Genomic DNA, 18,355 nt, shown 5'->3' on the forward strand with positions numbered 1-18,355 from the left:
TACTCAAACCCTCTTGATCTGCATCTCTCGCTTCTTTGGCTGCAACTGTAGAAGCAGCGCCTTGAGTTTGGCATCGTCTATCTTTGTCGTAAGCCTTCCACTCTGCGCAAGAGCGACCAGTTGCGCCTCAACACTTGCCACAAGATCTGGCTTTGTCATCCTGAGAGTATTTAACCTCTCCCTTGCCTCAGGTGTGAGTATCTGGCGCAGGATCGCCTGCTTCTTCGCCTCGTACTCGGCGCGTGCCTGCTCCTGCTGGGCTGCCTGCGCCTGGGCACCGTACTGCTGCTGTAACTGCTCAAGCTTGCGCCTTTTTATTTCCTCGATATCTTCATCCATATTCTAATATTTGGCCATAGCCGGGTTTGTTTTGGTGAGTTCCTCTTTAACTTCATGCGCGGCGTTATCTAAAAACGACTGCCCCTGCGGTGAGATTGTCCTGCCGGTCTTCTGGGCCTTAATGAACCCGGACTTCTCAAGCTGCTGCAGTGCTTCCCTTGCAATGGAGCCGCTTCCTTTTGAGAAGTGTACAGGCATTACTCCATTCCTGTGCCGGCCTCCGTAGAAACTCCGCAGCCGTGAAACACCCACAGGTCCGTCGATATAGATGCGCCTTAATATTGATGCGCATCTAACGAACCACCAGTCGGCATTATCAGGCGAGAGTTCTTTATGGGCGCCTGTCTTGGCAAAACGTGCCCATTCAGGTGGCTTAACTTTCTGATCTTTTTTTAATTTATCTGCTACGCTATTTATGAGCATCTCTGCGGGCACATCATATACTGTTGTCAATGTTGATCCTCCGTAAAATCATCTTGTATGTAATGAAGGGTGATTAATCTATCGGATAGTATTTACCTTTTTCGGCGAAATACAGCCGTATTTCCTCTGACCTCAATAAGCTCCGAATCAGTCAGGGCTGCCAGTCTCTCTGATAGTTCCTGTTTGTTGCCCTCAATAAAAGCTGTCCTGAGAAATTTTACTTTAATTAGCTTCTTAAGCTTCAATTGTTTTTTTAACTCTTCCACAACAGGCTCTATGCCTGACTTACCGATATGGATAGTAGGCTCAAGCACTGTAGATTCTGCTCTATAATCTTGTTTATTCATATTAATAGCTCTTTGAGCTTTTTTGCTGCTTTCTCAAGCTCTATAAGGACCAGTCCAAGTCCGGTATCCGAATCTACAGTAACAACGAGCAGTGCTCTGGGTCCTGCACCAACTGCAACTAATCGTCCCTGTCCAGATTCTACAATAACCCGGTGAGGTATACCCTTTCCAAGCTCTACAGTAGCGGTCTCGGCTGCTCCGAGCATAGTTGCTGACATAGCAGCAAAGGATTCAGCAAATTGCCAGTTCTGCACAATAGCACGAATAAGCAATCCATCACGACTTACAGCAGCGCATGCCTCTACCCCACCAACATTCTTCATATCAGTCAGTATTTTATCTATCATATCAATAGTGTCTGGCATTATATCCCCCCTGTGACACTATCTATCAATACCTCAAATGCCTCGTAGACACCGATCTTATCCTTTGCTACTGCAGGGATGATAGGAACATCTTCAGGAAGGTCAAATTGTTCTCTTACTTCTTCAGGAGTTAAAGCCCCGTCCAGATCCTGCTTATTAGCTATAATAACATACGGCAATCCATAGGACATAGTAATCTTAAGCATCTGTTTTGCTCTGGTAAAATCTGACGGGTTTGTGGAATCTATAACCAGAAAAACGCCCATTGATTCACCACTTAATAATCTTATGATAGGATCAAACCGCTCCTGGCCAGGTGTGCCAAAAATATCCGCACTAAAACCTTTGTAATCCACATGACCATGGTCGAGTGCTATTGTTGTTCCAAGCCGATCAACCGATATAGCTCTGGTCGAGAGTGCATGCACAAATGTGGATTTTCCTGAATCAAACGGCCCTGTAACAAGTATCTTTGGTATGTATAACTTTATTCCACCCGGTCTAAGTACCCTGAAAAGCATGGATCTTTTTATTTCTTTTGTCCAGTCCGATTTAAGTATCTCGAAATACTGCCCGAATATGACCCGCTCCACTATCCCGCCAATAGATATGACAGCATTGAATAATTCACCTTTCATTAAGTCCAATGTCTCCTGAGAGTATGGCCATGCCGTAAAATTATATACCATAACATGATCATAAAGCATTGCCATTTTATTCCATATCCTGACCGCTTCGATAACTTTCCTCTCGCCGCATAGATCCATTATGGTAGAGAGAGAACCGAATACAATGGTGCTTGGAGGTAGCTGTTTTATTATATCTACTATTATCCTGCTAAACTCTTCAATATTATCCGGGTTTGAGACAATGTACTTCTCTTTGGAGGGAGCACCGATTAATGGATTGTAGGCATCAACAGAGATGAATTTATTATTAAATTGATTGATATCCCAGCCAAACTCCTTGAACTGACCTCTCGTAATATCCGGTATAGTGCTCGATGCCACGAGAACACAGTTTCCTCCATCTTTTAGAGCACTATAGATTGTTTGCATCCCAAAAACCTCCCCTTCCACACCTGGCTGCATATAATAGACAAGACTTTTGCCTTTAGGTATTCCACCATCAAGGAATTCATCCAGCTTTGGGATACCGGTCTTGATCATATTATTTTCTCCCTACTATCCTTACATTAGCTCCTTCGATCTCATACTCAAACCATGGAGTGGGCTTTGTAGAGAGCCCTACTATTCTTATGAAGTTCTTATCATCCTCGGATTTTATCTCTATCACGCCGTCAAGTAGCTGTTTTAAGGTCGCAATAGCCTGCTCATCATGCATACCGCTCTCTATAACATATATTCCCATAGCCCCCATTGCCTTGATACGTCCTGTAAAAACATGAAGAAACCTGAAAACTGTTTGTATGTTTGAATACATCAATATTGTAGAAAGCGAATTTATATGAAGCTGAACTTTTCGTATATTCTTTTTCATGAAGTATTCTTCAAGGAACTGGCTGATTTTCACTCCTATCCCGGTTAGATCAACAGGACTACTTGCTATTTTAATGTTTTCACTCTCAACAACTGTACCGACAAACGTTTTTGTAACACAATCAACCATTCCAACTCTTGATAACGGCATATCTAATTCGTGCTCTTTGAACCATTCTAAAATATGAGTTGCCGATTCACGGGTTGTTACCGTTATTATTGCATTATCATTCTTAACACCTTGGTACATTATATAATACAGGATAACCTCTTTTCCGCTCATAGGAGGGCCGATTAGCATGATATTCGAGCCCTTCTTTATACCCCCGATCGCGTTATCCAGTTCCTTTATACCAAGTATATAGTCACTCATTGTTTCGCCTTTGTGCTGATTATACTATTTAAATTTTAGTATATCTAATTACCTATGGGGCATATAAAAACGCTGGTAGAACAATATGACCGGGAAATCTTGAATAAACTTAATTCCAGACATCGAAATTTTATATATCCCTATATAAATAAAACCTTGCCGCTCTGTAGTTCAACAATGTATAATTCTTATACACCTTCTTAAAATCTGCCTTTTCATTCCCAAAAGGCCTGATCAGCAAATCAGCCCCGACCTGTTTTGCTACCTTTGCTATTGCTTCCTGAATGTCTGTTGGCGGTCTTATTGAGTATATAAGGGCGGCGTTTTTATATATATTCATATCAGGATCGAATATATCATCCCTGCAGAACCTGATATCTGCATATTTCTGTTCGTTGATGTCGGTCACAACAACATCCATACTATCTTTTAATAAAAGTGCGACCTGCGGTCTGCTACCCACCCCGACTTCCACTACCTTATTTCTGTAATTCCTCAGAATATACTCTGCCAGGTCCTGGTAATCTGAAATCATTGAATAAACACTATTATTAATCTTTATGAAACTATCGGATAGTATGCTATTTCGTTGATCTTAGATAAATTTAAAATAGGTATACATAGTATGTAGCCATATGGGCTTAAGTAGTGTATATAAACCTTTAGATATAAACAACATCAGCCTGCCTAACCGTGTTGTTTTCCCTGCTTTCCAGGCAAACTTTGCAACATCAGATGGATTTGTTACTGAACGATTGCTGCGTATGTATGGAAAAATCGCAGAAGGAGGTTGCGGTTTAATAATAGCAGGGTGCATGGCGGTCTCGGATGATGGAGTCCCGAATACAAATACTCTAAGAATAAACCATGATAAGCATATAGCTCCGCTAAAAGAGCTCTTTGCCGTCATCAAGAAAAATGGCGCAGTGCCGGCTGCCCAGCTGATACATGCAGGGCGGCAGACCTTATCTGTAATGACCGGCCATCAGCTTGTTGCACCATCGGCGATACCCTGTCCTGTCATGAAGGAGACACCTGTTGAACTTGATGAGCAGGGGATAAAAAGGATCCAGGACGATTTTGCTGATGCTGCACTGAGAGCAAAGAGGGCAGGAGCAGAATTAATTGAACTTCACGGCGCCTTTGGCTACCTGATCGGCGGATTCCTCTCACCATACTCAAATAAACGCACAGATAAATACGGCACGGATAGATCACTGTTTTTTACACAGATCATTGAAGCGGTCAAAAGTAAAATCGGGGATACGCCGATATCATGCCGTATCAGTGCTGATGAATTCGTTGATGGTGGCCTTGTGCTGAATGATACAAAAAAGATCGCCACCAGGCTTGTAGATGCCGGGGCCGATGTTATAAGTGTAGCTGCAGGGACGTATGCAAGTATGAATCATATGTCTCCCACAATCAACATGGGCGAAGGTATCCATGCGAACCTTGCCAGAGGTATCAAGGATGCTGTGGACGTACCTGTTATATGCTCTGATAATATACGAAATCTGGAGTTTGCAGACTCTATTATTTCAGAAAATAAAGCCGATCTTGTTGCAATATGCAGATCACAGGTAGCTGACCCGTTCTTTGTTAAAAAATCCCTGAATAAACAGCAGATCACTGAATGTACCGATTGCATGACCTGCCTGTACTTTTTAAGGGGCGCAAAAGCTGCATCATGCCCTCAGAACCCGCAACTTTAAAGGTTGAGAGCATGAGAGTACTTTTAATCGGAGGCGGAGGGCGGGAGCATGCCATTGCAGAGGCTATCGCCCGAAGTAAGAAAAATCCGCAGCTTTTTGCAGCCATGAGCAAGAAAAACCCTGGTATTGCTCGCCTGTGCAGGGATTTTCTGCTCGTAAAGGAGACAGACCCTGCAATCGTTGATTATGCCCTTGTGAACAAAATCGAGCTTGCGGTTATAGGCCCGGAAGCTCCTCTTGCTGCAGGTATTCCTGATTCCCTCTGGAATGCTGGAATCCCGGTCGTCGGGCCGCGCAGACCTGCAGCGCAGATTGAATTTGATAAAGCGTGGGCGCGCAATTTCATGAAGAAATACAATATTGCAGGCTGCCCTGAGTTCAGGGTGTTCAGGAAAGGTGAGACGGGTACTGATGAGTTTATTGATGAACTCGGGGATGTTGTTATCAAACCCGCTGGTTTAACAGGTGGAAAAGGCGTACGTGTGATGGGTGATCATTTCGATATAGATGGAGCCAGGGCCTATGCCAGAGAAGTCCTGAAGAACGATGGCCTTGTTATTGAGAAGCGGCTAATTGGTGAGGAATTCACAGTCCAGGCATTTGTTGATGGCAGAACCCTTGCATTTGCCCCTGCTGTTCAGGATCATAAAAGAGCATATGAAGGTGATAAAGGGCCAAATACAGGCGGGATGGGATCCTACAGCGATTCAAAAGATATACTGCCTTTTATGATAGAATCTGATTATACTGATGCAAAAAAGATAATGGAAGATACAGTCCATGCCATCTGGAAAGAGACCGGTGTTCCATACCAGGGCATACTGTACGGCCAGTTCATGGCAACTGAGAAAGGTATCTCTGTCATTGAGTTCAATGCACGCTTTGGAGACCCTGAGGCCATGAATACTCTTCCTCTTCTTGATAATGATTTTCTTGATGTATGCACAGGCATTGTGAAAGGGACGCTTGATAGTATCAGGGTCATGTTTAAGAAGCAATCTACTGTGTGCAAATACGCAGTCCCTGAAGGCTACCCGGATAATCCGGTCAAGGATTCGGTCATAGAAACCACGGGTGTAAATAATGCGCTTCTTTTCTATTCCAGTGTATATGAAAAAGATAGTATAATATATACGACAGGTTCAAGGGCACTTGCAGTCCTGGGCATTGCAGGCACTATCAGGGAAGCTGAGAAAATAGCTCAGGCTGGTCTATCAGGTTTGAGGGGTAAGCTTTACAGCAGGCAGGATATAGGAACTGATGAACTCATCAATAAAAGAGTGCGACATATGGAGGATCTGAGAATTAAGGCCAGATACCATAATATGCATTAAGTGCCAGAACAGCCAGTCCTATAACTATCGCCACTGAGAATACTGTTTTAGGATTTATTAGTACTGCAGTCTCTTCTGCATCGTAATATCTCATTAAGCCGGCTGAGGACATCAGGCCGCTTCCTTCTTTCTTTTTTGCCATGATCACTACCTATGTTTTAATAGCATTTGAATCTATCGCGTTCTCAGAACTCCTCAGAGCTCTTATTCTTATAGCATTGGGGTCAAGGGGTAGAGAAAAACCGCTTGATTTACAAGGATTGCGCCCCTTAAGGACGCATCCACGTATGCAAGCGCATCTGGCATACGTGTGCACGGTGTCAACTGACGTGACAGTTGTGGATACGCAATCGACTGGCGTGACAGTCGGCGGGATAAAGCGCCTACGGTACACTTCGTGAACGTACCCCTTGCGTTAGATATATATGTTCTCATGACAATCAATCTCCTTAGTATGCGTTACACTACAGGCTATAAAAGGTCCTGGAAATAATAATTTAGAGAAAACAACTGTGTAATTAAAATATTAAGTGTGGCATATATAATAGTTTACAGCAATGAAATAGATATAGTTATCTTCATTATATGAATGCGAGGAATAAGCGTCATGGATTAGCCAGAGGGGTTATAATGCTCCTGATTATATCAGGATCTATTAGCTCTGTTTATGCCTTCGAGACCTCTAAACTTCAGTGGAGTGAAGGTATATCAGATACGCTCGAGCGAGGAGAGGTAATTTCATATAATGAATACTCAGTGAAAGTTGTAGCGTTTCCTCCACCCGTAGAATCAGATAAATATATAGAAAGACCAAGTGAACCGGTTGAACCGTATGTGGGATTAAATATATCTAAAAATGGTAGTTTCATTAATACAACTGTCCTCAAACTGGATGAATCATATATCTCGCCTGATGGTGAATTGAGGGTCACGGCAAAAGAACTACCATCCAGAAGTGCCACAGAATGGCTTTTTCAAAGTTATAATCCCTGGGCGACAATAGAACTCAATCCGAGGGGAATACCCGATCTTGAGCTATCAGTAGACACAGATAAAAGTAAATACGCACCTTCACAGGATCAAGAGATTGTCGCAACCGTGAGCTTGGAGAATACTGGATCGGCTGATGCGTTTAATGTTGATATGGACATTAAGACCGAACTTCCAGTAAAGAGAGGTAGTCTAAAATATCATTACGAGAAGATCGGAAAAGGTGAATCTATAACAGAAACTATTACATTCGCATTACCTCTTCTCACGGAAGAGAAGATCTATAGCATATCCGCAAATACCAGCGGATATGATGCTCTGGATATAGCATATGCAGCACAGATCACACAGATCATCTCGACAGCAATCAATCCTGAGTGGAGCATGTCCCTGAGGAAGAGCACACATGATAAGATGTATCTAAAGGATTCAGTGATGGTCTCACTTTCCTTAAAAAACAATGGTAAATATGATATCAGGAGTGTGAGCATTAATGATTTCCTTCCAGATGGTTTTAAACTCGTGAGTAATGTATCGCTGCAATGGGTAGTTAATATTTCTGCTGGTGGAGAATGGGACTATCGCTATCTGATAAAACCACAGGAGCCGAACACTGAAGGCGTTTTATTTCCCCCTGCTACCGCACAGTTCAAAGTAAGGAACGAACTATACGGCATACGATCAAACCAGCCAAAAATCGTAGTATATGGACCTAAGATTGTGCTCGATAAGCAGATAGATGTCCCTGATGTCAACCCGGGTGATACTGTGATTGTGACTGTAACTGCAGAGAACACCGGGAATACCCCTACAAAAGTCGTTATCAAGGATCAATTGCCCGAAGATGCGGCTTTGATCAGTGGCAGCACTGATTATGAGGAGTTTTTAGAAGCAAACAAGATAGCAAGTTTCAGCTATACTCTTAAGACAGGTTCTACATATCCAATTAAACTTCCACCTGCAACTGCCCAGTATTATGAACTTGGCACCAGAGGTGAAAAGATCAGCACTGAGAGTCAGGAACTTGAGATAGGGATTAAATCCCAGGATGAAACCAGTACAGACGTACCTGTCTCTAAAATTACAGCATTACCTGCAGAGCCTGCAACTCCTGTGCCCACCATCGATGATTCTGATGATACTGACAATTCAAATGCTACAGATGGGTTTGATGGATCTGGACCAGATGAACCCGAATCAGTTAAGCCTTCAAATGAAATTGATACCTTTTTGAATTCTATACTGGGTTGCGATGATAATGGCATTGACCGCTATGGTTCTGCATATGATATCTGCGACTTTTTAAGAGAGGATTAGATCCTCCTATCCGAAAAATCAATCAATAGTGTATTTCCGGACTCTGCACCGAATAAATACTTCCAAAATCTATATGAATAATGGGGTTGTATGCGAAGAAAAATGGAGAAAGATCATGGGAAATATCAGACCTAATTATATCAAATCATTAGCAAACCAGTTACTTGAAGAACGCGGCGATGCTTTCAGCACCGATTTTGCACAGAACAAGGAGAATGTCACCAAATATACCAATATTGAGAGCAAAGTTATCAGAAACCGTGTAGCAGGATATATAGTACGTGCCTTGAGAGTACAGGCTACAAGAAGAAAGTAGAGGTTTATGTTTGAAGGTGTTCTGCCTGCTCTTATTACTCCGTTCACAAAGGAGAGTAAGGTAGATAAAGAAGGTCTGCAACAGAATATCGGTTTTTTAATTGAAAATGGGGTATCTGGTATCGTTCCATGTGGGACAACCGGTGAAGCTGCAACACTTTCTATAGAGGAACATGAGAAGGTAATTGAAATAGCAGTTGAATGTTCTACTGTTCCTGTTGTAGCAGGTACGGGCTCCAATAACACAGCCGAAGCCATTGAGCTAACAAGATTTGCACATGATGCAGGTGCTGATGCTGCTCTTCTGATAACACCATATTATAACAAGCCCAATGATCGCGGGATGATCGATCATTTTAAGACGGTTGCAGATGCTGTTGATATACCTATCATATTATATAATGTTCCTTCGCGCACAGGAATCAATCTCAAGCCTGAGCTTGTCTCTGAGCTTGCAAAAATAAACAACATCTCAGGAATAAAAGAGGCAAGTGGTAACCTTGATCAGATCACTAAGATTCTCGAACTTACACAGGGTGAGGATTTTGTTGTATTCTCAGGGGATGATGGCCTCACGCTTCCAATCATGGCACTGGGCGGTGTGGGTGTAATCTCTGTCGTAGCCAATGTCGCTCCAAAACTTGTAGTTTCCATGGTTGAGGCGTTCAGCAGAGGAGATATGGCTACGGCAAGAGAACTGCATATTTCGCTTGCCCCTCTGATACGTGCTGTCTTTCTGGAGACAAATCCAATTCCCATCAAGAAAGCGGTTGAACTTATCGGACTTCCGGCCGGAGACCTGAGACTTCCTCTTGCACCTATCAGCGATGACAACGAGAGAAAGCTTAGGTCTGCGTTAAATGATCTTCATCTGATAAATTGAGTCGTTTATGAAAAAAATAGCAGTCACCGGTGCCTGTGGACGGATGGGCACACTTATTATAGAGAATATATTAAAATCCAATAATTTAGAACTAGTCTCTGCCATAGATGTGACCAATGAAGGTACAGACATTGGCGATGTAATGAGAATCGGTAAATTGAATGTTCTGGTTTGGGATGCAAACGATATTGATACTGTCCTGGAGAGATCAAAGCCTGATGTCCTTATTGATTTTACAATAGCCCAGGCTGCTGTGAGAAACGTAATCGCCAGTGCCCGGAAAAAGATAAATCTGGTCGTTGGAACGACAGGGTTCACACAGGAGCAATTATCATCAATGGAAAACGCTATAAAAAGTAACGGCATTGCTGCGGTTATTTCTCCTAATTTCTCCATAGGTGTGAATGTGTTCTGGGACCTGATTGCCCGGGCTGCAAGGAGACTTGAGGATTACGATATTGAGATAATAGAGGCACACCATAACCAGAAGAAGGATGCACCCAGCGGTACTGCAATGAGGGCTGCAGAGGTCATTTCAAAGACACTGGGTGAAAAAGATTTCGTATATGGAAGACGCGGTCTTTCTCCGCGCGAGAAGGAGATTGGCATCCATGCAGTCAGAGGAGGGGATATTGTAGGAGATCATACCATCCTGTTCGCAGGGGATGGAGAGAGAATCGAGATCAAACATCAGGCCCACAGCAGACAGGCGTTTGCAACAGGTGCAGTAAGAGCAGCAGAGTGGGTCTCAACCGCCCCGCCTGGTATATATGAAATGCGGGACGTACTGGGGATTAAATAATATTTAGAACCTGAATTCTTATATCAGCACCTGAAATAGCTCACATTCTATGTAATCCTGGGTCTTTGGCTCTGTAAATCCCGGCGTCAAATTAAAGTCAATAGAAAAATATATAATATATCGTAACAAAATAAATGAATGTTCCACCAGGGGACAGAGCCACAAGAAGTAGAGTATGGTCTGGGTTAAAATGAAAACCATTACATTATTCAGTAATAAAAGAGATTATAAACAGGCAGCAGTAGAGATTATAGAACAGGCCCGTATGCGTGTGGATTTTAAGCCTGATCTTGCTCTATTCTATGCCACACTTAAGTATAATGGCAAATACCAGTCCATGCTGGATATACTCCATGAGGAATATGGCGATATACCGCAAATAGGTGCAACTGTGGACGGCATGATATACCCTGATGATCTGCGTGCAGACGGCGCGGCGCTTGTACTCTGTAAGGATACGGATGCCAGAATACACGTTGACGGGGTTAAAGAAAAAGGCGCAGTAGAGTCGGCAGAGAAACTTGCAAAAAAGGTAAAGTGTGAGAAAGGCGTAATTATACTGCATTTCCCCCTGGTGCATGTGCCAGGAGCGCTCAAATCAAGTGAGTTCTATGCGAAGGGGATGTATTACAGTAAACAGTGCGGTGGAAAGAACCAGGAGAAACAGAAAGAATATGCCCGAAAATTTGCGGATTACTGCAACAGGGAGAATATCTTCTATCTGCCTCCCACAATCCTGAGCATATTCGCCAGACATACAGATTACAAAATCCCTGTCATTGGCATGAATGCGATGCATACGCAGGTAAGGTTCAACTCTCCACATATATTCTGCAACTTCGAGGATATTGAGGATGGCATTGCTGCGCTTACGATAGAGAAAGAGGGTATAAATGTTACTTACAATGATATATTTCCCGATAAGGGAAAAACCATGGAAGAGACGAAGGATATCGTGCGTAGGGAGTTTACTATAGTTAAAGAGTTTAAGGCAAATTTTGAGAAAAATATACTGATTTCACTGGATGGCGTTCCACCAATTAGTGCAGTAAAGGATTTGACAGCAGTTTTAGCAGAAAAAGAAGAAGATTTATTTAAAAAACTGGATAAGGGGAATTTTCAGGTACAGACACCATACATGTTAATATTCTTCACTAAAAAGTCAAAAGGGATGGTTCTCGTAGGTATGGGATCCTATTACCCTTTTGATCTTTATCCTTTCTTCATCGACACTTCTGAGTTCATCGAAGATGTATTTCTTGGATATGAGTATATATACTTTAAATCCAGTGACTTTATATCCAGCATGAGGCATCTGCGATGTAATAATGATTTTAAATTTTTCTGTATAGATGTTGGTTCAGTTTCTGCTTTTGGCAAGAAAGTTTTCACTTATAAAGATGAAATAAAAGAATTGGTTGATGAAAATTATTTTGGAATTATGACAGAGGCCCCTTCAGTGTATCTCCCAAAAGGAATGAAAAAAAGAAATTATATCTCAGAAGCCCAACCAGATATTTTTTTCAACTCGGCTGGAACAAATATATGTTTAGAAATTTAAATAAAGGCGCCTAATCCTAAGAGGATTATAGAAGCATAGGTTGTAGCAACCATTGACTTAATTTGCTTATTATCCTCTGCTTCTATTCTCCAGTTTTTTTTGTTGAAGTGTAAGAAAGTATTCTTAATAAAATAAAAGAATGGAATAATGACCAACAATATACTACGGCTAAAAATATTAAAAGCAACAGAGTTTAAAATAATTATATAGTATAATAGCAAAAACAAACACGAGAAATAAAATAGTTTTGATGGAGGAAATGCGACACCAAAAGTCCTTAATCCAGCTTTTGCGTCACCTGATATATCTTTTATATCCTTTATTAATACAACCGAAATTCCAAAACATAAAAATGCTAAAGCTAATACAATGCCTTCTATATTCAGATTAGAATAGATCAACCATATGCTAAGCGTGTACGCAGGATATGCAATGCTGTATGTTATCAGCTCTCCAATATAGTGGGTTTTTAATCTAAAGCCAAATATTCTTTTTAATAAAATCTTATCTGAGTACCACCACGTAACCAGTGCCCATATTAAGAAAAATATATAAGCCTGCCTCGCAGTCCCTATAGAAATATATACTACACTTATTATTGACAATATATACAATAATAAAGATATTATAACCGCAGAACGATGTGAGATTATTTTCTGGGTTAACGCATTTTTTTTACCCTGCGCCAGATCTTCCTCCAGATCATTTGTATGATTCCATATATTAGATGCAAAACTTGATAAGAGAGATACAATCACTCCAGCAGTAAGAGAGCGTATAGGAGATGACAATAGGTCATCTGATTTATATGCCAATAGAAAGATTATTATTGCAAAAAATGGAACAGGGGAGAATATAGAATAAGGTGTATAGAACAACTTTATTATCTCTGATAACTTATTCACTATCAAAAAACTAACCCCCCTCACCAACCTGCAAAAAAAATAATATAGAATTATCCACCGTATAGTTTTGCGGTCTTAAATAACTCTTCTGCTACCTTTTCTTCCTCTTCTTTCTGTATATCTTTCTTCTCGTTCTTCATTTTGTCACCTCTTTGTTTATGCTCGCTATGAGCATTCATTACATATGTCACGTACCAATATAAGCTGTTAAGAAAAATAATTTAGAAATTATATTAAGAAATCATGTTACGGAGATTAATTAATAAATTATACTACGAAGATCAATTAAGAAATTATGTTAAGAAAAATAGTTACGTAACTTTACATGATCATATAGTACCATATCTGCGCTATTAGAAAATCAGCGAAGGAGAAAGTATTACTGTTAGAGAAACGGAGAGGTCAGAATAACCGGGTTTAGCCCTCTGTTCACAACTGCAGGGTAATCTCTTTAGCTTTTTCTAAGAATACTTTTCCTTTATCTGTGGTTATATATTTATCTGTTCTATTTTCCACTAACCCCTGGTTCTGCAGCAGCTCAAGATATTTATCTGCCAGTTTAAAGTTCAGGTTCGTCTTGTAGACAACACTCGTTTTGTTTGCCCCCATCTTCGCAACCTCAAGTACGTCGATGATAATATCTATCCTACTTCGTCGCATTTTCCTCCTCTCTCTACCCTAAGTATAAGTTATTTCTATTTATAGGTTACTCTTTAATTAAATGATGATTATAATTATCATGGATTTGAAGCTGGCTGTTATAATGCCTATCCCACAAAACAATTGTTGAGGTTACATTTCAAGACAGATAAAGAATATAGTATCAAAGGAATATATAGCTTGTTGATACTGCATGAAAAAAGCCTATAGCTTCCGAATATATCCAGACGAGAAACAGGAAGTTAAGCTTAATAGAACACTTACCACAACTAGCTAAAGAGCTCTTCTACTGCCGTAAGTGCTGAAGGTAGAGTAAAGATAACAACTTTATCCTCAGGAAGGATTATGTGGCTGCCGTCTGGTATTATGACCTCCCCACCTCTTACTATTGCACTGATGATGGCGCCGCGTGGGAAGTGTACATCCTTGAGTTTTTTATTGATTATTTTAGATCCTTGTTTTGCTGTCAATTCTATAATCCTGCCTTTTTCCCCTTCGATCGTCACAAGGGATTCAATACCTATTCCCATAGTGAATTTTAAAACTTCGTTGACAGTAGCCTGTATCGGGCTAATCGCCACATCTACACCCACTATCTCAAATAGCTCAGCATAATCAGGACGGTCTGCCCTTGCAATAACTTTTTTCGCCCCAAGCCTTTTTGCAAGAAGTGAGCATAAAAGATTCTTCTCATCACTGTCTGTAACTGCTACCACAGCATCCATAGATCCTATGTTCTCCTCTTTCATAAAAACGACATCAGTCCCATCCCCATTAAGAACAAGGACGTTTGGAAGAGTCTGAGCGATCTCTTCGCTTCTCCTTTTATTCATTTCTATTAAAGTTAACTTTAAATTTCTCTCACTTAGAAGTTTGACAAGGTAGTACCCGACTTCTCCCCCTCCAACTACTGCTATTTTCCCTGAGTTCTTCCTGTGCTCATCGAATAATCTTCTTGTGTCCTCTACAGCCTCGGGTTTTCCAACAAGTACGACCCTGTCATTATTCAGTATAATATCATCGCCATGCGGTATCATTAATTCTGAACCTCGAAAGATGGCCGCCATCAGGCAGCACTCAGGTAGATTTGATTCAGATAGTTTTTTCCCTATGAGCGGGTTATGATCACTTACTTTGAACTCCATCATTTTTATTTTTCCGCCTACAAAATGTTCTACATTTATTGCCTCTGGTATGGAGAGAATGTGATGAATCTCTGAAGCCAGCGATAATTCCGGGCATATCATTGCGCTCATCCCGACTGTTTCACGCACCGATACAGGCCGATCTATATAATCCGGGTTACTAACGCGTGCAACTGTTTTCACTTTATTATTTAAGAGTTTTGATGCCATGCATGCTACTATATTGACCTCATCCACCCCGGTAACTGCTACGATTAGCTCAGCCTTATCAATATCCGCACTCTTAAGGAGTTTGACATCAGCTCCGTTCCCCTTTATAACCTGCACATCCAGTTCCCTCGCCCTGTTGCAGATCTCTTCATCTTTCTCGATTATGAAAATATCATTGTTCCTGCATAGCGTCTTTGCTACATGATACCCTACTTCTCCGGCTCCAATGATTATTACTCGCATAGTTTGCTGTGGTTAAGGTACTTTAATATATTAAATATATCGAATGCCTCTATATCAGATACTATGGCCAGACACTAATTAATAAAACTATATCCACATGGCTTGTGTATTTGCTCTGCTTTAGTTCTTGGATATTTCCTGCACATAGGAGGCCTGATTCTATGAATAGTACATATTGCTCTATGCTTCTCAAGATTCAGGAACGGGCATCTATATACAAACATGCAACAGGCACCACAGTTCTTGCAATTCCCTATCCTTGCCTTATCTACAGGAAGCAGCAAGCTGGTCGCTGCTCTTTTAACTTTTTCAGACAAATGATTCATCTTTTTTGTTAAATTGTCTCAACGAGCATAAATATTTTGATTTCTATTTATCTCACATCTCAACCCTTTCTCCTTACACTTCCTCATAACCCTCTCAAAAACCGGCCTATAAAAATCATGATCTCCACCTTCACGAAAGATCATCTCATATTCCACAAGCAACTGCGGATCAAATTCCTGAATGAGCTGCTTAACTTCATCCCACACTTTCCCTTTCAACCTCAGCCTGTCCACAAGCACATACTTCGGCCTGACAACTGCAATAGCATCCATCAGCGCCTCAGCATGGGTGATATACGGCATTACAGGCCCGAGAAAAACCCATGTATTGATGCCATTTTCCCTGAGCTCCTCAAGCGCGTGCAGTCTCTCCTCTGCAGATGATGCCCCTGGCTCCATTCTCTCCCTCACCCCGTCATCAAGTGCGGTGAGTGTAATACCCACTTCGATATCTGAGAACTTCCTGAGCAGATCCATATCCCTCAGGACAAGAGAAGATTTTGTCTGGATACATACAGGAAAATCGTGCATAAGCAGGAGCTCAAGACACCTGCGCGTTACCTCATATTTTCTCTCAGCAGGCTGATACGGGTCGGTTACAGTCCCAAGCCCCACAACACCTTTCCTTTTTATCCTGAGTTCTTTTGAGAGGATACGGGGCAGGTTTATTTTTACCTCTACTATATCACCCCATTTCCCTTCATCCCGGTGGATTACGGACGGCGCATAACAATAGATACAGGCATGACCGCAGCCAATGTAAGGATTGAGGGCATAATCCAGGCCTGAAAGTTGCGAGGGAGAGAGTGCGGTTTTTGCTTTTATTTCTTTTATCATCTTTAGATCATTACTGTAAAAGCTCCATGTGTATATTTCCGCTATGCACTGCCGTTGCCACAAGTGCGCCGCCCACGCCTATCTCTTCCAGTGCATCGATATCGTCCATACCCCTGATCCCGCCGCCGACCAGGATACTGTGGGCTGATAATCCGACTATATCCTGTAAAAAATCCACATCAATTCCAGTGCCTGTACCAACCTTATTTAAATCAAGTACGATAATATTCTCAATGTCGTACCCATTTAACAGTTCTACAAGTTCCTGCGGCTTCATCACCATATTCCTGTCTTTTGTCAATACACTGCCGTTTTTAATGTCGATACTTACATTGATTACACCAGGGAACAGTTTCGCTGCCATATCGATCAACTCAAGCGATGCAGTCTCGGTGCCCAGGATCACTGTATCAGCAATCCCGACGTATATCTCAACATCACTTAATTTTTCCACACCTGTATCGACCATTGTTCTCGTATTCATTGATATTTCTTTAATCAGCTCAAAGTTATCCCCTGTGTGCTGGAGCCTGTCGAGATCGGCAATATAGACCTCCTTTGGCTTTAGTGAAGAGACTATATCCAGAGGATCTGATGAACTGCATACCCTGCTCTGTACGGGCTGGTACTTTGATCTCTCACCCTTTACAGCATGGACTGCATTGCCGTTGAGTATGTCAAGCACGAAAACAATTCGAAACATTTCTTATCAATTCCTGTTAATTCCTCATAACTTTAACTACTTTTTTATCAATGCATAGTTGCAGTATCTGATAATACAGATGGGCGCAGGTGCGTGAATACTGGCATCTAATTGCCTGCCTGATGAACCGTTGGGTTCACCTTTGCGGTGATTTATTCAATGAAGAATTTATATATTCAAAATACAACTTAACATTATGAAGTTTAGAGTCTTGATAGAACAGGATGAAGACGGGATTTTTGTAGCTACAGTCCCGGAATTGCCAGGCTGTATTTCTCAAGGAAAAACCAGAGGCGAAGCGATATCCAATATAAAGGATGCGATTCAGGGATACTTAGTTAGTTTGAAAAAACACAACGAGCCAATACCACCTTCTATAATGGAAGAAATGGTTGAAGTGAATGCCTAAACTTCCAATAATTTCCGGTATAGAAGCAGTAAAAGCATTTTCTAAATTAGATTACGAAGTTGATCACCAGACAGGTAGCCATATAATCCTTAGGCAAAGAAAACACCCTCACAGAAGGCTAACAGTGCCAAACCATAGAGAACTATCAAAAGGAACTTTAAGGGGTTAACTATAGAAGAATTTATGGATTTTCTATAGAACTGCAGTGCCGCTAGAACGATCCTGGCCAGGGTGTCATTGAAAAGAATCGTTGCTATAACCTCAAAAAGCTCCCAATATCGGATTATATTTATCACTTATCAGTTTGTCTTGGCACTATCTCAATATCCAGTTATGAATAAAAGAGTAATACCATCACAATAAATACTTATTTATTCTTTAATGTAATGATATTACTTTGGTTTTAGCAATGGTAACAATAGCTTCCAACCTTAATAACTTTTCCGAAATATCCAATCTTCAAAATGTTTTCAATGAGTTTGGAAATGAGTTTGAACTCACTGAAAATAACATCTTTCGCCAAACTCATTGCATTTTCCTCGTCTGAAATCTAATAGTTGATAAAAACAACGAACATAAACGAACTGGAACGAACTCTTGGAGTTCGTTTTGAGTTAGTATAAGTTCGTTGTTAATAATTTCGCCCGAATGTGC

At 41.2% G+C, this 18,355-nt stretch carries 25 protein-coding genes; 10 read left to right on the forward strand and 15 right to left on the reverse strand.

All coding sequences use genetic code 11. The features are described 5' to 3' along the window. Positions 1 to 3: 3 nt before the first annotated feature. The 7 genes from ANME2D_RS17640 to ANME2D_RS04435 form a co-directional block, all read right to left on the reverse strand. Positions 4 to 339 carry a DNA-binding protein gene (locus ANME2D_RS17640; RefSeq protein ID WP_048089393.1) on the reverse strand — a complete coding sequence of 112 codons (336 nt, stop codon included), beginning with the start codon at positions 337 to 339 and terminating at the stop codon, positions 4 to 6. A 3-nt stretch (positions 340 to 342) separates the two neighbouring features. After that, entirely contained in the window at positions 343 to 792 is a 450-nt protein-coding gene (locus ANME2D_RS17645) for a 30S ribosomal protein S19e (protein WP_048089394.1), read from the reverse strand. 62 nt (positions 793 to 854) lie between these two features. Then, the gene (locus tag ANME2D_RS04415; protein ID WP_048089395.1) at positions 855 to 1,109 is read right to left on the reverse strand and encodes a YhbY family RNA-binding protein; all 255 of its coding nucleotides are present in this window, start codon (positions 1,107 to 1,109) and stop codon (positions 855 to 857) included. Then, the gene (locus ANME2D_RS04420; RefSeq protein ID WP_048089396.1) at positions 1,106 to 1,474 is read right to left on the reverse strand and encodes a roadblock/LC7 domain-containing protein; all 369 of its coding nucleotides are present in this window, start codon (positions 1,472 to 1,474) and stop codon (positions 1,106 to 1,108) included. The genes ANME2D_RS04415 and ANME2D_RS04420 overlap by 4 nt, the downstream gene beginning before the upstream one ends. Then, positions 1,474 to 2,643: an ATPase domain-containing protein gene (locus ANME2D_RS04425; RefSeq protein WP_048089397.1), complete on the reverse strand. Its 1,170-nt coding sequence runs from the start codon at positions 2,641 to 2,643 to the stop codon at positions 1,474 to 1,476. Before ANME2D_RS04425 ends, ANME2D_RS04420 begins: the two co-directional genes overlap by 1 nt. Position 2,644: 1 nt before the next feature. Next, positions 2,645 to 3,346, reverse strand: coding sequence for an RAD55 family ATPase (locus ANME2D_RS04430; protein ID WP_048089398.1), 702 nt, complete (start codon positions 3,344 to 3,346; stop codon positions 2,645 to 2,647). Between the two features lie 130 nt (positions 3,347 to 3,476). Then, positions 3,477 to 3,881 carry a UPF0146 family protein gene (locus tag ANME2D_RS04435; protein ID WP_048089399.1) on the reverse strand — a complete coding sequence of 135 codons (405 nt, stop codon included), beginning with the start codon at positions 3,879 to 3,881 and terminating at the stop codon, positions 3,477 to 3,479. A gap of 100 nt (positions 3,882 to 3,981) precedes the next feature. Here ANME2D_RS04435 and ANME2D_RS04440 point away from each other — a divergent pair, with 100 nt between their 5' ends. Together ANME2D_RS04440 and purD are read left to right on the forward strand one after the other, a co-directional pair. Next, positions 3,982 to 5,061, forward strand: a complete 1,080-nt coding sequence (locus tag ANME2D_RS04440) for an NADH:flavin oxidoreductase (RefSeq protein ID WP_052368568.1) — start codon at positions 3,982 to 3,984, stop codon at positions 5,059 to 5,061. A gap of 11 nt (positions 5,062 to 5,072) precedes the next feature. After that, positions 5,073 to 6,395: a phosphoribosylamine--glycine ligase gene (gene purD / locus ANME2D_RS04445; protein WP_048089955.1), complete on the forward strand. Its 1,323-nt coding sequence runs from the start codon at positions 5,073 to 5,075 to the stop codon at positions 6,393 to 6,395. Here purD and ANME2D_RS04450 read toward each other — a convergent pair. Together ANME2D_RS04450 and ANME2D_RS17860 are read right to left on the reverse strand one after the other, a co-directional pair. Further along, on the reverse strand, positions 6,367 to 6,537 hold the full coding sequence (locus ANME2D_RS04450; protein ID WP_048089400.1) for a preprotein translocase subunit Sec61beta: 171 nt from the start codon (positions 6,535 to 6,537) through the stop codon (positions 6,367 to 6,369). The genes purD and ANME2D_RS04450 overlap by 29 nt on opposite strands. A gap of 68 nt (positions 6,538 to 6,605) precedes the next feature. Continuing rightward, positions 6,606 to 6,830: a hypothetical protein gene (locus tag ANME2D_RS17860; RefSeq protein WP_157833965.1), complete on the reverse strand. Its 225-nt coding sequence runs from the start codon at positions 6,828 to 6,830 to the stop codon at positions 6,606 to 6,608. A gap of 195 nt (positions 6,831 to 7,025) precedes the next feature. On the opposite strand from ANME2D_RS17860, the gene ANME2D_RS04460 reads away from it, so the two are divergent. The 5 genes from ANME2D_RS04460 (at position 7,026) to ANME2D_RS04480 (ending at position 12,263) form a co-directional block, all read left to right on the forward strand. Continuing rightward, positions 7,026 to 8,702, forward strand: coding sequence for a COG1361 family protein (locus ANME2D_RS04460; RefSeq protein ID WP_048089402.1), 1,677 nt, complete (start codon positions 7,026 to 7,028; stop codon positions 8,700 to 8,702). A gap of 115 nt (positions 8,703 to 8,817) precedes the next feature. Next, complete coding sequence (locus tag ANME2D_RS04465) at positions 8,818 to 9,018, forward strand: 30S ribosomal protein S17e (RefSeq protein ID WP_048089956.1); 201 nt, start codon at positions 8,818 to 8,820, stop codon at positions 9,016 to 9,018. Between the two features lie 6 nt (positions 9,019 to 9,024). After that, positions 9,025 to 9,900, forward strand: a complete 876-nt coding sequence (dapA, locus tag ANME2D_RS04470; protein ID WP_048089403.1) for a 4-hydroxy-tetrahydrodipicolinate synthase — start codon at positions 9,025 to 9,027, stop codon at positions 9,898 to 9,900. A gap of 7 nt (positions 9,901 to 9,907) precedes the next feature. Continuing rightward, on the forward strand, positions 9,908 to 10,702 hold the full coding sequence (dapB, locus tag ANME2D_RS04475) for a 4-hydroxy-tetrahydrodipicolinate reductase (protein ID WP_048089404.1): 795 nt from the start codon (positions 9,908 to 9,910) through the stop codon (positions 10,700 to 10,702). A gap of 175 nt (positions 10,703 to 10,877) precedes the next feature. Then, a complete protein-coding gene (locus ANME2D_RS04480; protein ID WP_048089405.1) occupies positions 10,878 to 12,263 on the forward strand; it encodes an FIST N-terminal domain-containing protein in 1,386 nt (461 codons plus the stop codon). Here ANME2D_RS04480 and ANME2D_RS04485 read toward each other — a convergent pair. Together ANME2D_RS04485 and ANME2D_RS04490 are read right to left on the reverse strand one after the other, a co-directional pair. Further along, complete coding sequence (locus ANME2D_RS04485; RefSeq protein WP_241763315.1) at positions 12,260 to 13,168, reverse strand: UbiA family prenyltransferase; 909 nt, start codon at positions 13,166 to 13,168, stop codon at positions 12,260 to 12,262. The two genes, ANME2D_RS04480 and ANME2D_RS04485, sit on opposite strands and share 4 nt — an antisense overlap. 429 nt (positions 13,169 to 13,597) lie before the next feature. Continuing rightward, positions 13,598 to 13,828, reverse strand: a complete 231-nt coding sequence (locus ANME2D_RS04490; RefSeq protein ID WP_048089407.1) for a winged helix-turn-helix domain-containing protein — start codon at positions 13,826 to 13,828, stop codon at positions 13,598 to 13,600. Between the two features lie 193 nt (positions 13,829 to 14,021). Here ANME2D_RS04490 and ANME2D_RS18980 point away from each other — a divergent pair, with 193 nt between their 5' ends. Continuing rightward, the gene (locus tag ANME2D_RS18980; RefSeq protein WP_081810135.1) at positions 14,022 to 14,105 is read left to right on the forward strand and encodes a helix-turn-helix domain-containing protein; all 84 of its coding nucleotides are present in this window, start codon (positions 14,022 to 14,024) and stop codon (positions 14,103 to 14,105) included. Here ANME2D_RS18980 and trkA read toward each other — a convergent pair. From trkA to ANME2D_RS04505, 4 genes are all read right to left on the reverse strand, one after another. Next, on the reverse strand, positions 14,098 to 15,426 hold the full coding sequence (gene trkA, locus ANME2D_RS04495; RefSeq protein WP_048089408.1) for a Trk system potassium transporter TrkA: 1,329 nt from the start codon (positions 15,424 to 15,426) through the stop codon (positions 14,098 to 14,100). The genes ANME2D_RS18980 and trkA overlap by 8 nt on opposite strands. A gap of 74 nt (positions 15,427 to 15,500) precedes the next feature. After that, the gene (locus tag ANME2D_RS18985; protein ID WP_157833966.1) at positions 15,501 to 15,752 is read right to left on the reverse strand and encodes a YkgJ family cysteine cluster protein; all 252 of its coding nucleotides are present in this window, start codon (positions 15,750 to 15,752) and stop codon (positions 15,501 to 15,503) included. 18 nt (positions 15,753 to 15,770) lie between these two features. Next, positions 15,771 to 16,589, reverse strand: coding sequence for an SPL family radical SAM protein (locus tag ANME2D_RS04500; protein WP_048089409.1), 819 nt, complete (start codon positions 16,587 to 16,589; stop codon positions 15,771 to 15,773). A 10-nt stretch (positions 16,590 to 16,599) separates the two neighbouring features. Then, positions 16,600 to 17,292 carry a HisA/HisF-related TIM barrel protein gene (locus ANME2D_RS04505; protein WP_048089410.1) on the reverse strand — a complete coding sequence of 231 codons (693 nt, stop codon included), beginning with the start codon at positions 17,290 to 17,292 and terminating at the stop codon, positions 16,600 to 16,602. 196 nt (positions 17,293 to 17,488) lie between these two features. Here ANME2D_RS04505 and ANME2D_RS04510 point away from each other — a divergent pair, with 196 nt between their 5' ends. After that, complete coding sequence (locus ANME2D_RS04510) at positions 17,489 to 17,701, forward strand: type II toxin-antitoxin system HicB family antitoxin (RefSeq protein WP_081810136.1); 213 nt, start codon at positions 17,489 to 17,491, stop codon at positions 17,699 to 17,701. Then, entirely contained in the window at positions 17,694 to 17,870 is a 177-nt protein-coding gene (locus tag ANME2D_RS17280) for a type II toxin-antitoxin system HicA family toxin (RefSeq protein WP_102044956.1), read from the forward strand. The genes ANME2D_RS04510 and ANME2D_RS17280 overlap by 8 nt, the downstream gene beginning before the upstream one ends. Positions 17,871 to 18,355: the final 485 nt, after the last annotated feature.

This window comes from Candidatus Methanoperedens nitratireducens (assembly GCF_000685155.1).
Classification (GTDB): domain Archaea; phylum Halobacteriota; class Methanosarcinia; order Methanosarcinales; family Methanoperedenaceae; genus Methanoperedens; species Methanoperedens nitratireducens.